The following is a 15,191-nucleotide window of genomic DNA, read 5'->3' as shown; positions in this document are numbered from 1 at the left end:
ATTTGATATTTGTGCCCAAAATCGGGAAATTAACATAATAATTATTTGATTAATTATTAATCGTTATTGTGGGGAATTTTCGTAGTTTCAAAGAAAAATAAAGTATAACTATATCTTGATGAATTCTGTTAAAACCTATACGCTGTTCACAGATCATGATATCTACCTTTTCAAAGAAGGCAGGCATTATAAGCTGTATGGGAAATTTGGAGCACATTCTGTTGAAAAAGAGGGTGTAAAAGGTGTCTATTTCTCGGTTTGGGCTCCTAATGCAAAAAAAGTTTCCGTTATAGGGAATTTCAACAACTGGAATCATAAAGATCATATTCTGTTTCCGCGGTGGGACGGATCGGGAATCTGGGAAGGATTTATCTCCGGACTTACCTGGGGGACGTTATATAAATATGCTATAGAAACTGCCAGAGGTGAAATTCTGGAGAAAAGTGATCCTTATGCTTTAAGCTGGGAGCAAAATCTGCAGGCAGCCTCGCTGGTTTCTACAACCTGGTACGAATGGAGTGATGAGGAATGGATGGAAAAGCGCTGGAAAAGCAACAGTCTGAATGCGCCGCTATCTGTGTATGAGCTGCATTTAGGTTCCTGGGTAAGACAAGGTGATGCTCCGGATAAATATTTGAATTACCGTGATATTGCTGAGAAATTAGTTCCTTATGTAAAGGAAATGGGCTTTACGCATGTAGAATTCATGCCTGTTATGGAGTATCCGTACGATCCAAGCTGGGGATATCAGATTACCGGCTTTTATGCAGCGACCTCACGTTTCGGTTCGCCGCAGGATCTGATGTTTCTGATCAATGAGCTTCATAAAAATAACATTGGGGTTATTTTGGATTGGGTACCGTCTCATTTTCCGGGAGATGCCAACGGGTTGCACCGTTTTGATGGCTCTTACCTTTATGAACATGAAGATCCCAGAAAAGGGTTTCATCCTGACTGGAAGTCTTATATTTTCAATTACGGCAGAAATGAAGTGAAATCTTTCCTGATCTCGAATGCGATGTTCTGGCTGGAACGCTATCATGCAGACGGACTTCGTGTAGATGCAGTCACATCTATGCTTCATCTTGATTATTCAAGGAATGAAGGAGAATGGGAACCTAATATTGAAGGGGGAAATGTAAATCTTGAAGCCAAAGCTTTTTTGCAGGAATTCAATACGGCTGTTTATAAAGAATTTGGAGACAGTATTGTTACGATAGCTGAGGAAAGTTCGGATTTCCCTATGCTTACAAAACCTGTTCATGATGGCGGAGTAGGCTTCGGAATGAAGTGGATGATGGGATGGATGCATGATACGCTGGATTATTTTAAAGAAGCTCCGGAAAACAGGAAATACCACCATCATAAAATCACTTTTGCATCCGTGTATATGTATAACGAAAATTATATGATGCCGCTGTCGCATGATGAAGTGGTACACGGAAAAGCGAGCCTGATCTATAAAATGCCGGGTGATGAATGGCAGAAATTTGCCAATCTCCGCACCCTATATGTCTACATGTACACTCATCCGGGAGCCAAGCTTCTTTTTATGGGGGACGAATTCGCCCAGACCGGTGAATGGAATTTTACCAGAAGCCTTGATTGGCATCTGCTGCAGTATCCGGTTCATAAAGGAATGCAAAGTTTAGTCAAAGATCTAAATCATTTATATAGGAACGAAACTGCTTTTTATGAAAATCAATTTGATAAAAACGGATTTGAGTGGGTGGAAGCGGATGATCTCGAGAATTCAGTCTATGTGTATCTTAGAAAAGGCAAAAGAAGGGATGATGTATTGATGGTCGTTCTCAACATGGTTCCACAGGTTTTAGAATATACCATCGGAGTTAATGTAGGGACTCATTGGGAGGTTATTTTCAACTCTGATGACCAGAAATATGGCGGAAGCGGTGTAGATGCTGATATTCTGGGTGAAAAGCAGGAAGAATGGATGAGGCATCCAAAATCTGTCACGGTAAAACTTCCACCAATGGCAGGAATTGTTTTAAGACAGAAAAAAGATAAAAAATATAAATTACAGAGAATAAAACAACACAAGAAATAATCATTAGATGCTGAGGACTACAATAGGGTTTGATGAAATATAAATGACAGTGAAATTATGGTAATATATCATTTAAGTACAGAATGTTATCCGGTAGCAAAAGTAGGTGGTCTTGCAGATGTTGTGGGAGCGCTGCCGAAATACCAGAACAAAATAAAGGGAATAGAAGCCAAGGTTGTTATGCCCTGGTATAATAAATCTTTTGTTCATGATCATGAGTTTGACATAGTTTTTGATGGCTTTATTCATCAGGGAGAGAATATGCTTCAGGTCCAGGTCATGAAGGAGAAAACAGATGCTTTGGGATTTGAATTGTATATGGTGAAAATTCCCGGACTTTTAGATAGGGAAAACCCTTACGGATATCAGGATGAAAGTTTCCAGTTTTTAGCCTTTCAGCATGGGGTACTTCATTGGCTGAGTGCTATGAAGATCCGTCCGGATGTATTGCATTGCCACGATTATCATACAGGGTTAGTCCCTTTTATGACGCAGCACTGTCCTGAATTTGAATTTTTAAAGGGTGTAAAAACTATCGGCACCATCCACAATGGAGAGTACCAGGGAATGATGAGCTGGAATATGGCAAATTATATGCCTCATTTTGATTCCTACAAATGGGGGTTAATGGACTGGAACGGACTCATCAACCCGCTGGCAAGCATGATCAAATGTGCAGATGCTTTTACAACTGTTTCTGAAGGTTATCTTGAAGAACTGTTTATCAGTTTCCGCGGACTGGAAAGCCTGGTGCGCCAGGAGTTCGGAAAAGCATACGGGATCATCAACGGGATTGATACGGAAGTATGGGACCCTGAAACCGATCCGATGCTGGATTTTAATTTTAATATTAAAAATGCGGTAGCCCAAAAGAAGAAAAATAAAGAAAAGCTTTGCAAAGAATATGGTTTGAAGCCGGAACTTCCTCTGTTTGCCTTTATAGGAAGATTTGCTACCGAAAAAGGAGCAGATTTCCTGCCGGATGTAGTCTGGAAAAGCATTAAGCAAAGTTATGGTGCACTGAATATTATGATCTTGGGCTCTGGAAATGCTTATATTGAAAACAAGCTTAAGGAATATGCATATACATATACCAATTTTGCGCTGGATCTGGGGTATAAAGAATACCTTTCCCATAAGATCTATGCATCCGCGGACTTTCTGCTGATGCCGTCGCGCGTGGAGCCATGTGGGCTAAACCAGATGTATTCTATGAGGTACGGAACAGTTCCTGTTGTAAGATATACCGGAGGCCTCAGAGATACAGTGGAAGATATTTCAACCGGAGGAGCGGGATTAAATTTTACCTATCCGGGAGTAGACGATATAGTACATGCCATGAACAGGGCATTGGGAATTTATAACCAAAAAGGAATTATGGAAGATCTTATCCATGCCAACATGAAATTTGATTTTGCATGGGAGAAATCTGCAGAAAAATATATAGCTTTATATAATAACTGATATCACGAAAATTTCCGGATTTCTTTTGCTGATCATAATCTAAAGAGTGCTTTAGATTAGCAGTAAACACTAAGAATAGAACAGTAAATTTAATTCAATAAAACGCAAGATACCTATGAAACGAAATGTAATCTCCATTGTTTTGGGAGGCGGCAGAGGGACAAGATTATTCCCGTTAACATATTCAAGATCCAAACCGGCAGTTCCTATTGCAGGAAAATACAGGCTGGTAGATATTCCTATTTCCAACTGTCTGAATTCGGGACTCAATAAGATTCTGGTTTTAACACAGTTCAATTCAGCTTCCTTAAATTCACATATCAAGAATTCTTATCACTTTGACATTTTCAGCAAAGGATTTGTAGATATTCTTGCTGCTGAGCAGAACGTGGAAAACGATAGCTGGTACCAGGGAACAGCAGATGCTGTCCGCCAGTCGATGAAGCATCTGGAAAAATATGATTACGACTATATTCTGATCCTTTCCGGTGACCAGCTTTATCAGATGGATTTCAGGGAAATGCTCGATTTTCACATTAAAAACGGAGGCGATGTGACGATTGCTACCATTCCCGTGGTGGCAAAAGACGCCACAGGATTCGGAATTTTAAAGTCTGATGACGACGGAAACATTACATCTTTCTATGAAAAACCGGAATATGATATTCTGGATGGCTTAAAATCTGAAGTTTCAGAAGAAAACAAGCGTAAGGGAAAAGAATATCTGGCCTCGATGGGAATTTATATCTTCACGAGAACCATTCTTAAAAAAATGTTTGAAGATGGAGCCGGGGATGATTTCGGGAAAGATATTATTCCAAATTCTATCGGAAAATACAAAACACTGAGCTACCAGTATGAAGGCTACTGGACAGACATCGGAACCATAGAATCTTTCTACGAAGCCAACCTGGATCTGTGTCAGGACTTTCCGCAGTTTAATCTTTTTTCCTCTTCACCCATTTATACAAGAGCAAGGATGCTTCCGCCGTCCAAAATTAACGGTTCATACGTAAGCAAAGCTGTTTTCGGGGATGGATGCATCATTATGGCCGATAAGATCGAAAATTCCGTGATTGGGAACAGAACCAGAATAGATAAAGGAAGTACGATTGTCAATTCTTACGTAATGGGAGCTGATTTCTACCAGAATACTACCGAAATTGTGCTTAATGACAGAAACGGGTACCCGAACATGGGAATAGGAAAATACTGCTATATTGAAATGGCTATTCTTGATAAAAACTGCTATATCGGCGACAATGTAAAAATTATCGGCGGAAAGCATATTCCGGATGGCGATTACGGAACCCATTCCGTACAGGATGGAATTGTAGTGGTGAAAAAAGGAGCTGTTCTTCCTTCGGGAACCCATATCGGATAATGAAAGATATGGTTAGTTGACTAGCTATATATAAAAGAGGAGACATTATTGGGTCTCCTCTTTCTGTATATATAAGCTTCTTTTATTGAGAAAGTAGTTTTAAGGAATATTCCAGTTCCGGATCTTTCTGTTCCTTTAGTGATTTTAAAAAATAGTCACTTTTAATGGTGTGATCAGGGATTACACCTGTGCAGTTGGCAACATTTTCCTTATCATTATTATTAAAGAAAATTTCTGTCCGTGGGATGGAAAGAGTGGATTTAGTATTAGGGAGCCTGTAAGTGAGAAACCATGCAGCAGTGGTAAAATTACTGCATGAGCCTGTTTCTTTACCTACAATTTCTCCTCTTTTTTCAGTTTTGAATAAAGAAGCAAAATACGTAGCCGCAGAGAAAGTGCGGTTATTGGTTAGCAATATAGTCTTACCGTCAAAAAATAATCCATCTCTTGGATAGCTTTTTATATACGTGTTATCAAGCCTTGAATTTCCAAAATAATAGTCTCCTTTCTCACCTTTATCAAACCGCTGTCTCATAAAATTATTAAGATCTGTAATATCCTTATCTGAATAATACTGGTTGGTTTGAGGATCTATCAAATAGTTAGCATAATTGATATCAATAACTTGAGTTCCATATTTATACTCGTTATTAAAGTTCTTATCTGCTGCTATAAAAGAATATAATAAAGCTACATTACTGATAGCACCGCCTGAATTATTGCGAATATCTATAATAAGTTTTTTAGATTTTAGATTCCTTATTTCCTGGAAATATTTTTTTAATCTTTCGTAAAAAAAACTTTCATCATAAGAGAAAGATTTTACTGATAAATAATACGTTTCCGGATCTATTTTATAGCCGTAAATTCCGTAGTTTTCCGAAACTACGTCAATAGGAAGTACAGCATGTTTGGTTTCGTAATAATATTGAAGATATTTTATACCATTTACTTTCACTGTTTTTTGTGCTCCGTTTAACGATTTATATTTTAAAGTATAATCATTGGTACGGTTTTTTAAAATAAAAGGGATGTTAAAAGATATATCCAGATCTTCCACTTTAATATTTCCGTCTGCAGCTTTAGGAATTTTTTTAAGAATAGCCTCTGCACTTAATCCATTAATTTCAAGGATCTCACTGCCTGTTTCGATTGCATATTTGTTGGCTCCATTCACATATATAGTACCATTATGCACATAAGTCGAAAGAGGAAAATAATAGATAGAATTCATAACATCCTCAAAATAATTGGAATCAGTACCAAAAGAACTGTGACCATCACCAATTATTCTTGTAGGGTTGTTAATCAGTAAATTGATATAGCCGGGATTCTTTTTAATTTCATTACGAAGGGAATCCAGCTTTCTGGTAATGGTTTCTTTGTTGTGAAACCTGTAAGGATTAGGATGTTGTTTTTGGATAATATCAACTGCAATATCGAAATCTTTGAGATAGCCGTCTTCAGGGATTTCTGAAATTGAATACTGAGAAAAACCCGTTGAAAAAAGTAAAATCAAAGGAAATACAAATAACTTCTTCATAGAAAAATATTTAATTTTAGGCTTTTTCACGCATCAAAAAATATACCGTTATTTCGATATTTAAAAGTGGAGTTATTTTTATAAAATAATAAATTAATAATTGAAATTTCCAATTGTAATGCAGTTTTTTAAAAAATAAAAATTGAATAATTCACTTTTATAATTTGGCTTATTTCAGAAATAAATTTTTCAAAATAACTGAGATATTGGTTACTTTTTTTATTTGTCTTACTTTTGCGTGATGCGTTTTTTTAAAATAATAGCCGTAATTCTTGTTCTTGTGGTAGGAGCCTATGCTGCTTCCATGTATTTTTTCGTGGACGAAAACAAGGATTTTAAGATAGAAAAAGAAGTCGATTATCCCATAGATAAAGTCTTTTCCCAGTTTAATAATCTCCAGCATTTTACCCGCTGGAACAATTTTTTTACAAGTTCACCATCAATTGATATCGATTATTATACCCCTTATGAAGGTCAGGGAAGTGCAATAAGCTATGTAGATCCGAAAAATGATACGGACGGAGAAATGTTCATCCGGTATGAAAATCCTGCTAAAAGCTTGAGATACCAGCTTTTTGAAGACAGGAATGAAAGCCCAACGGTAGTGGATGTTCAGTTCAAGCCTGTTTCTGCGGACAAAACAAAGATTACTTGGTATGTGCATACGCCTAAACTTTCCGTATTCAGAAGAGTAGAAAATTTTTGGACAGAAGATCGGTTTGCCGAAAATATTAATAAAAGCATGGTCAATCTGAAAAATGTTTTGGGTAATAAAGTGGAAAAAGACAATCAGATGGCTTCCATCAAGTATGACAGTCTCATGGTGGAAAACGAGGAAGATAAGCTGTTGCTGGGCATCAATGTAAGTGCATCCAATAAGAAAGAAGCACTGTATAAAAACATCGTTATGAATTACAGCAAAGTGTATAACTATGTCACAATGGATCTCGGTAAAAAAGACGATGAATTTGGCTTCCCGGTACTGATTACCGATGCCGATAATTACAAAGACAAAGAAGTTTCTTATTTCCTGGGAATTCCTCTTTCCAAAAAGATAGGAGTTCCGGATAATAATTTCAATTTCCGGACTGTAAATCCTTCTCAAAATTATGTGATGTACTACAAAGGAAGCTACGAGGGCAGAATACGGGCGGTTCAGCAGCTGATTCAGAAGGCTAAAAAAGACGAGATGCGCTTCGGAGATATCCGGCAGACCTTTATTGAACGTCCGATTGAAGGGCAGGAGGTGAATATTAAGCTCTCATTATCAGTGTTTAAGTAATTTTTTTCCAATTATTTTTTTCTTAATTTTTTTTAACGGTTTCAGGCTGTCTTAACTCGGTTTTTTTTATTAAATTTGAAGATTAATTCTACAAATAAATTTTAATAATAGATAAACTGTAATAATGGACAGATTTTCATTCCTAAACGCAGCTCATTCTCAGTTAATTGAGGATTTATACCAACAGTACTTAAAATTCCCGGATTCTTTAGAGCCATCATGGAAAGCCTTTTTTCAAGGCTTTGATTTTGCTTTGGAGAACTATGGAGATGACGATAACATCCAATATATCCAGGCTCCGGCCAACGCTGCTCCGGCAGTACAGCAGATCTCTCAGGCAGTAGCCGGCGGAGAAGTTCCTGAGCACATCAAAAAAGAGTTCAAGGTAGTAAACCTTATCGAGGCTTACAGAACAAGAGGGCACCTGTTCACAAAAACAAATCCTGTCAGAGAAAGAAGACATTATACGCCTACTTTAGACATCGAGAACTTCGGTTTGAGCAAGGAGGATTTAAATACAAAATTCAACTGTGCTGTTGAAACAGGAATGAAAGAGCCTGCTACATTACAGGACCTGATCAAGCATTTGGAAAATATCTACTGCGATTCTATCGGGGTAGAGTATACGTATATCAACAATGTTGAAGAAAAAGATTTCATTAAGAAGTGGCTTCAGGTGAACGAAAACCACCCAAGTCTTTCCGCCAATGAGAAAACTGAGATTTTATTAAAATTGAATCAGGCAGTAGCTTTTGAAAACTATCTTCACACAAAATTTGTAGGACAGAAAAGATTCTCTCTGGAAGGAGGCGAAACATTAATTCCCGCATTGGATCAGCTGATCTCACGATCTTCTCAACTTGGAGTGGATGAAGTGGTATTAGGAATGGCCCACAGAGGAAGACTGAATGTTTTATCAAACATTTTCGGAAAATCTTATAAGCAAATCTTCTCAGAATTTGAAGGAAAAGAATTTGAAGAGGATGTATTCTCAGGTGACGTTAAGTATCATTTAGGATCATCTAAAAAAGTGAAAACCGCTTCCGGAGAAGAAGTGGCCATCAACCTTACCCCGAACCCGTCTCACCTTGAAACCGTAGCAGCTCTTGTAGAAGGAATCTGCCGTGCGAAAATAGATGACAAATACAAAGGAGACGGTTCCAAAATTCTTCCTATCGTAATCCACGGTGACGGTGCTATTGCAGGTCAGGGGATTGCTTATGAAGTAGCTCAGATGATGACCTTAGAAGGGTATAGAACAGGAGGAACTGTTCATATCGTTGTCAACAACCAGGTATCATTTACCACAAACTATGCTGATGCCAGATCGTCAACATACTGTACAGACATTGCAAAAGTAACAGAATCACCTGTAATGCACGTTAATGCAGATGATGCTGAAGCGGTAGTTCATGCCATGCATTTTGCAGCAGATTTTAGAGCAAAATTTGGTAAAGACGTTTATATCGATTTATTAGGATACAGAAAATATGGACACAATGAAGGTGATGAACCTAGATTCACACAGCCTAATTTGTATAAACTAATTTCTAAACATCCTAATCCAAGAGAAATTTATAAAGATAAATTACTTAAGGACAGCATTACATCCAATGATCTTATTGCAAAAATGGAATCAGATTTCAAAGCACTTTTAGATAAAGACTTTGATGCTTCCAAAGAGATCGAAAAAAATGCAATGGATCTTTTCATGGCAGAAGACTGGACCAATTATCCAATCGGAAAAAGAGGGGCAGTTCAGATTCCTGTAGATACAAAATATGACCTGGCTAAACTTAAAGAGCTGGCGATTAAAATGTCATCTCTTCCTGCTGATAAAAAGTTCATCAATAAAATTACAAGACTGTTTGATAACCGTGTTAAGGCTATCGAAGGAAATTCATTAGACTGGGCTCTTGGAGAATGGTTGGCCTATGCAACACTTCTTGTGGAAGGGCATAATGTGAGAATTTCCGGAGAAGATGTAGAGAGAGGAACATTCTCCCACAGACATGCGGTGGTGAAAACTGAAGATACAGAAGAAGAATATATCCCATTAAGACATGTATCAGAAAGCAGATTTGATGTATTCAACTCTCACCTTTCAGAATACGGAGTTTTAGGTTTCGACTACGGATATGCAATGGCTTCTCCTAATACACTGACGATCTGGGAAGCTCAGTTCGGAGACTTTGTGAACGGTGCTCAGATCATCGTTGATCAGTATCTGGCTGCTGCAGAGGAAAAATGGAAGATTCAGGACGGATTGGTAATGTTACTGCCTCACGGTTCAGAAGGTCAGGGTGCAGAACACTCTTCAGCAAGATTAGAAAGATTCTTAACGCTTTGTGCGAACGAAAATATGGTGGTAGCCAATATCACTTCACCTGCTAACTACTTCCACTTATTAAGAAGACAGCTTAAATGGACATTCAGAAAGCCGTTGATCGTAATGAGCCCTAAATCTCTGTTGAGACACCCGAAAGTGGTTTCTCCACTGGAAGATTTTGCAAACGGTTCATTCCAGCCGATCTTGGACGATCCTACAGCAGACCCTAAAAAAGTAGAAAAATTAGTATTGTGTTCAGGTAAATTATACTTCGAATTATTAGCGAAGAAAGAAGAGCTTAACTGTGAAAATATTGCACTGGTAAGATTGGAGCAGCTGTATCCGCTTCAGGCAGATGCATTAGAAACGATCTTCAGCAAGTATAGTAACAGAACACAATTGGTTTGGGCTCAGGAAGAACCAGAAAACATGGGAGCGTGGTCTTATATCCTGAGAAACTTCAGAGATACAGGAATCCAGGTAGTAGCTCCGGTACCAAGCGGTGCTCCGGCTCCGGGAAGCCACAAAATGTTTGAGAAAAACCAGAATGCAGTGATCAACAGAGTTTTCGACAGAGATGATGCTCCAGCAAAAAGACCCGTTACAGCGTAATTAAGAATAATACCCAATTAAAAAAATAAAAAATACTCAATATGTCAGTTTTAGAAATGAAAGTTCCTTCACCGGGAGAATCCATTACAGAAGTTGAAATTGCAACTTGGCTTGTGAAAGATGGTGATTATGTAGAAAAAGATCAGCCAATCGCAGAAGTAGACTCAGATAAAGCAACTCTTGAATTGCCTGCAGAACAAAGCGGTGTAATCACGTTAAAAGCAGAAGAGGGTGATGTAGTACAGGTTGGCCAGGTAGTTTGTTTAATTGATATGGATGCTGCAAAACCTGAAGGCGCAAGCGCACCGGCTGCAGAAGCTCCAAAACAGGAAGAAGCTCCAAAAGCTGCTGAACCAGCTAAACAGGAAGCTCCAAAACCAGCTGCTCCGGCACCGGCTCCACAAACGTATGCAACAGGAGCTCCATCTCCTGCAGCTAAAAAGATTCTTGATGAGAAAGGTATTGAGGCTGGACAGGTTTCAGGAAGCGGAAGAGACGGAAGAATCACTAAGACTGATGCAGAATTAGCTGCTGTTCCTGCTTTAGGAGGAAGCCCTTCTACGGCAACAGGAGCTCGTACTACAACGACGACTAAACTTTCAGTTCTAAGAAGAAAAATTGCTTCAAGATTAGTTTCTGTAAAGAACGAAACAGCCATGTTGACAACTTTCAATGAAGTTGACATGTCTGAAATCTTCAGACTAAGAAAACTATATAAAGAAGAATTTGCTCAGAAACACGGAGTAGGACTAGGCTTTATGTCTTTCTTTACAAAAGCGGTAACAAGAGCATTACAGATGTATCCGGATGTAAATGCATCTATTGACGGAGATTACAAGATCAACTATGATTTCTGCGATATTTCAATCGCAGTTTCAGGTCCTAAAGGATTAATGGTTCCGGTATTGAGAAACGCCGAAAACATGTCTTTCGCTGGAGTTGAAGCCAATATCAAAGATCTTGCAACCAAAGTAAGAGACGGTAAAATTACAGTTGATGAAATGACTGGAGGTACATTCACTATTACAAACGGTGGTACTTTCGGATCTATGATGTCTACACCAATCATCAACCCTCCGCAGTCTGCTATCCTTGGAATGCACAACATTATCCAAAGACCGGTAGCGGTTGACGGACAGGTAGTGATCAGACCAATGATGTATGTGGCAATGTCTTATGACCACAGAATTATCGACGGAAAAGAATCTGTAGGATTCCTTGTAGCGGTAAAAGAAGGTATCGACAACCCTGTTGAAATACTAATGGGAGGTGACGAAAGAAAAGGTCTTGGATTATAAATTTTAAGAAATTTTAATATTAACACAATCTCGCCCTAAAAAGGCGAGATTTTTGTATCTGTTAAAGAAATACTAAGATGATGTTCTCAAAAATGACTTCCAATATCAAAGTTTCAGTAATACCTGAATATGATAGTAAAAACAGTTATCCATCTGAAAACCGTTACGTCTTCAAGTATAATATTACGATAGAAAATGACGGCAGCTTTCCGATTAAAGTACTGAAAAGAAAATGGCTGATCTTCGATGTAGGCTTTGGATACACTGAGATTACAGGAGATGGTGTAATAGGATTGACACCAGAGATTCCTGTAAGCGAAAATTTTGCTTATTTCTCCAATGTGATGCTTCGGTCCGGAGTAGGAAATATGAGCGGAAAATACCTTGTTAAAAACATGGATACCCAGGAAACTTTTGAAATTGAGATTCCAAAATTCAACCTGCTCTCTGAAGTGTTAAGCAATTAGGAGTATTCCTTTTGAGATGGTGTAGGAAATAAAATAATGATTGTGAATAGCAGTCGGTAGTAGAGGCTTTTTAAGTTATAATTTTTTAATATACTTTAGAAAAGACTCGTGTATTTCTTCATTTTCAGTAATAATTAATTTTTCAAAAGCCAGCAGGGCAATTTTTGCACAGGCTTCCGCATCGTCCCCAGCCCGGTGATGGTTAAGGTTGATCTGATGATGTTCCGCCAGATGTTTCAGACCGTATTTCGGAAGATAATTCCATGATTTTTTAGCCAGCTGAATGCTGCAAAGGTAATTCAGTTTTGGGGTAAACATGCCGTAATGCTCAAAACAGCCCCTTAAAACCCCTGCATCAAAGCTTGCATTATGGGCGATCATTAGGGTGCCATACATCATTTCTTCAGCTTCATACCAGATCTCATCAAAAGTAGGAGCATCCTGCACATCTTCCGGAGTTATCCCGTGAACACCAATATTAAATCTGCTGAAATAAGGGAAACTGGGTGGTTTGATCAGCCAGGTCTTCGTTTCTACGATTTTGGAATTCTGAACAACACATATGCCCATTTCACACGCTGAACTTTTTTCGTGAGTGGCTGTTTCAAAATCTATTGCGCAGAAATCCATTTTTTTGAGTGATGAGTTAAGAATTATGTGTTGCTGATTGGTTAGATGCTGGTTTTATTTAATATTCAAGGTTTAAAGTTTTTTGAAGTTAAGAATTTTTCGGGTAAAATACTATACTCCTTTAAGCGTCAGATATTGTACTTTATTTCCCTAATCCTTAATCCCTAAAACCTACTTCCTTCCACCTAAAAAATGTCTGAAGATCAGCCACTTTGACTGGTAGAATATATTTTTCTGATGCCTTTGACGAAGTTTCCATGTTCCTGGAAGTTGCCCATAAAACCCGAAATGAGCCCTTACCACAGCCCAAAGGTGTGGAAATCCATTCTTGAGTCCGAAATAAATTCCTGCAATTCCGTCTAAGCACAGCCTGAAAAATATGAGCCCTATCAGTTTAGGAAACGGCAGATTTTTCAACATCATAGAAAGGTTGTTTCTGATGTTTAAATAAGTCTTTTGTGCACTTTGCTTATTCAGGGTTCCGCCCCCTACATGGTATACTTTTGATTTTCCCGTATAAAAGATCTTCTTCCCGGAATTAATCAGTCTCCAGCAAAGATCAATCTCTTCCTGATGAGCAAAAAACCTTTCATCGAAACCATTTTGCTCCCAAAAATCTTTTGAACGAACAAAAAAACAACATCCTGAAGCCCAGAATATCTCTGTTTCATCATCATACTGGCCGTTATCCTCTTCAAGGTCGTCAAATACACGTCCCCGGCAGTAAGGGTAGCCCAGATTGTCAATAAGGCCTCCGGCAGCACCGGCAAATTCAAACTGCTTTTTATTGTTGAAAGATAAAATTTTAGGCTGTACGGCTGAGATAGAAGGATTTTTTTCGAGCAGATTCAAGGCAGGATTGATCCAGTTTTCGGTAACCTCCACATCAGAATTAAGAAGGCAATAATATTTGTTTTTTATTTCCTTTAGACCTTCATTATACCCCCCTGCAAAACCATGATTCTGATTGTTTTTAACGATTTTTACGATAGGAAAATGAGTCTGTACAAATTCTATAGAATCATCGGTAGAAAGGTTGTCTATCACATAAATATCTGCATCCTGGGAAAAACCAACAACACTGGGAAGAAATTTTTCAAGCCAGTTTTTACCGTTCCAGTTTAAAATAACAACTGCTAAATTTTTAGGCATCAGGATTATATTTTTTCAGCATCAAACGATTTAATAGAATCCTGGTACTTCCATTTTCTGTGTGACCAGAGATAATTGTCCGGGTGCTTATGTAAAGTGTTTTCCAGAAGCTTATGAAATTTTCTTACCACTTCATGTTCCGTAAACTTTTCACCGTCAGGATAGATCCTGTGGTAGTTTACCTGGTAGTATCCCCGTTTTACTTTCTTCATTTCACAGTAAATGAAGACAAGGTCCATTCTGGTAGCCAGCTTATCGTATCCTATAAATGCAGGGGTTCTCTGGTGCAGGAACTCTAATCCATAATTGACGTGGGCAACATGCGGGGTCTGATCTGCTACAAACATATAAGCCGATTCACCATCATTTTTAGACCTGAAGATATTCATGATCACTTCATTGGCTTCCAGAGCTTCATTCCCAAACTTATTCCTAACTTTTTTCATCTGGTTCTCCCAGAAATCACTGTTCACTTTTCTGTATACCGGATGGCAATGTTTCTGCGGAATAATTCTTGCGAAAGCATTCATCCATTCCCAGTTAAAAACATGTCCGGCAAGCATGATCACATTTTTTCCTTCTGCTTTAGCTTCATGGAATGCTTCCTGATTGATGTGCTGCATTCTTACCCGGGATTCCGTTTCAGAAATACTGAAAGATTTAATAGTTTCTACAAGATAATCTGAAAAATTAAGATAAAATTTCTTTCTTATAATTCTTATTTCTTCCTCAGACTTCTCGGGAAAAGAGTTTTGGAGATTCTGCGTAATTACCTTCTTGCGATAGCCTACCAGATAATAATTTAAGAAAAACATAACGTCCGAAAAAATATACAATACTTTAAGCGGAAGTTTAGAAATGAGATATAATATTTTGATTAGGAAATTCATAAAACATGCAAATCTAGTGATAATAAAATTATGGTTCTATTTTTGCTTGCAATAAGTATTATTTTTTTTATT

11 protein-coding genes are annotated in these 15,191 nt (G+C 38.0%); 7 read left to right on the top strand and 4 right to left on the bottom strand.

Translation table 11 applies throughout. The annotated features are described in order from the left end of the window. The first annotated feature begins 118 nt into the window (after window positions 1–118). From glgB to DRF61_RS14155, 3 genes are all read left to right on the top strand, one after another. A complete protein-coding gene (gene glgB / locus DRF61_RS14165; protein WP_174772316.1) occupies window positions 119–2,068 on the top strand; it encodes a 1,4-alpha-glucan branching protein GlgB in 1,950 nt (649 codons plus the stop codon). Between the two features lie 57 nt (window positions 2,069–2,125). Further along, window positions 2,126–3,532 carry a glycogen synthase gene (locus DRF61_RS14160; RefSeq protein ID WP_111958145.1) on the top strand — a complete coding sequence of 469 codons (1,407 nt, stop codon included), beginning with the start codon at window positions 2,126–2,128 and terminating at the stop codon, window positions 3,530–3,532. Window positions 3,533–3,647: 115 nt separating this feature from the next. Beyond that, window positions 3,648–4,916: a glucose-1-phosphate adenylyltransferase gene (locus DRF61_RS14155; protein WP_111958143.1), complete on the top strand. Its 1,269-nt coding sequence runs from the start codon at window positions 3,648–3,650 to the stop codon at window positions 4,914–4,916. 82 nt (window positions 4,917–4,998) lie between these two features. Here the strand turns inward: DRF61_RS14155 and DRF61_RS14150 are convergent, their stop codons facing one another. Next, complete coding sequence (locus DRF61_RS14150) at window positions 4,999–6,459, bottom strand: S41 family peptidase (RefSeq protein ID WP_111958141.1); 1,461 nt, start codon at window positions 6,457–6,459, stop codon at window positions 4,999–5,001. Window positions 6,460–6,700: 241 nt separating this feature from the next. Between DRF61_RS14150 and DRF61_RS14145 the strand changes: the two genes are divergently transcribed. The 4 genes from DRF61_RS14145 to apaG all read left to right on the top strand — a co-directional run bounded on the left by DRF61_RS14145 (window position 6,701) and on the right by apaG (window position 12,447). Next, entirely contained in the window at window positions 6,701–7,741 is a 1,041-nt protein-coding gene (locus DRF61_RS14145) for an SRPBCC domain-containing protein (RefSeq protein ID WP_111958139.1), read from the top strand. Between the two features lie 124 nt (window positions 7,742–7,865). After that, window positions 7,866–10,682, top strand: coding sequence for a 2-oxoglutarate dehydrogenase E1 component (locus DRF61_RS14140; protein ID WP_111958137.1), 2,817 nt, complete (start codon window positions 7,866–7,868; stop codon window positions 10,680–10,682). A 41-nt stretch (window positions 10,683–10,723) separates the two neighbouring features. Next, window positions 10,724–11,980 (top strand): 2-oxoglutarate dehydrogenase complex dihydrolipoyllysine-residue succinyltransferase, encoded by a 1,257-nt coding sequence (gene odhB / locus DRF61_RS14135; RefSeq protein WP_111958135.1) that lies wholly within the window; start codon window positions 10,724–10,726, stop codon window positions 11,978–11,980. A 77-nt stretch (window positions 11,981–12,057) separates the two neighbouring features. Next, a complete protein-coding gene (apaG, locus tag DRF61_RS14130) occupies window positions 12,058–12,447 on the top strand; it encodes a Co2+/Mg2+ efflux protein ApaG (RefSeq protein ID WP_111958133.1) in 390 nt (129 codons plus the stop codon). Between the two features lie 75 nt (window positions 12,448–12,522). Here the strand turns inward: apaG and DRF61_RS14125 are convergent, their stop codons facing one another. The 3 genes from DRF61_RS14125 to DRF61_RS14115 form a co-directional block, all read right to left on the bottom strand. After that, window positions 12,523–13,077, bottom strand: a complete 555-nt coding sequence (locus DRF61_RS14125; RefSeq protein ID WP_111958131.1) for a 3'-5' exonuclease — start codon at window positions 13,075–13,077, stop codon at window positions 12,523–12,525. A 171-nt stretch (window positions 13,078–13,248) separates the two neighbouring features. Further along, window positions 13,249–14,229 (bottom strand): glycosyltransferase family 2 protein, encoded by a 981-nt coding sequence (locus tag DRF61_RS14120; protein ID WP_111958129.1) that lies wholly within the window; start codon window positions 14,227–14,229, stop codon window positions 13,249–13,251. A 5-nt stretch (window positions 14,230–14,234) separates the two neighbouring features. Next, window positions 14,235–15,119 carry a lysophospholipid acyltransferase family protein gene (locus DRF61_RS14115; RefSeq protein ID WP_111958127.1) on the bottom strand — a complete coding sequence of 295 codons (885 nt, stop codon included), beginning with the start codon at window positions 15,117–15,119 and terminating at the stop codon, window positions 14,235–14,237. Between the last annotated feature and the right edge of the window lie 72 nt (window positions 15,120–15,191).

This window comes from Chryseobacterium lathyri (assembly GCF_003290185.1).
GTDB lineage: Bacteria > Bacteroidota > Bacteroidia > Flavobacteriales > Weeksellaceae > Chryseobacterium > Chryseobacterium lathyri.
The sequence above is the reverse complement of the archived record's forward strand: the minus strand, read 5'-3'. Positions and strand labels throughout refer to the sequence as shown.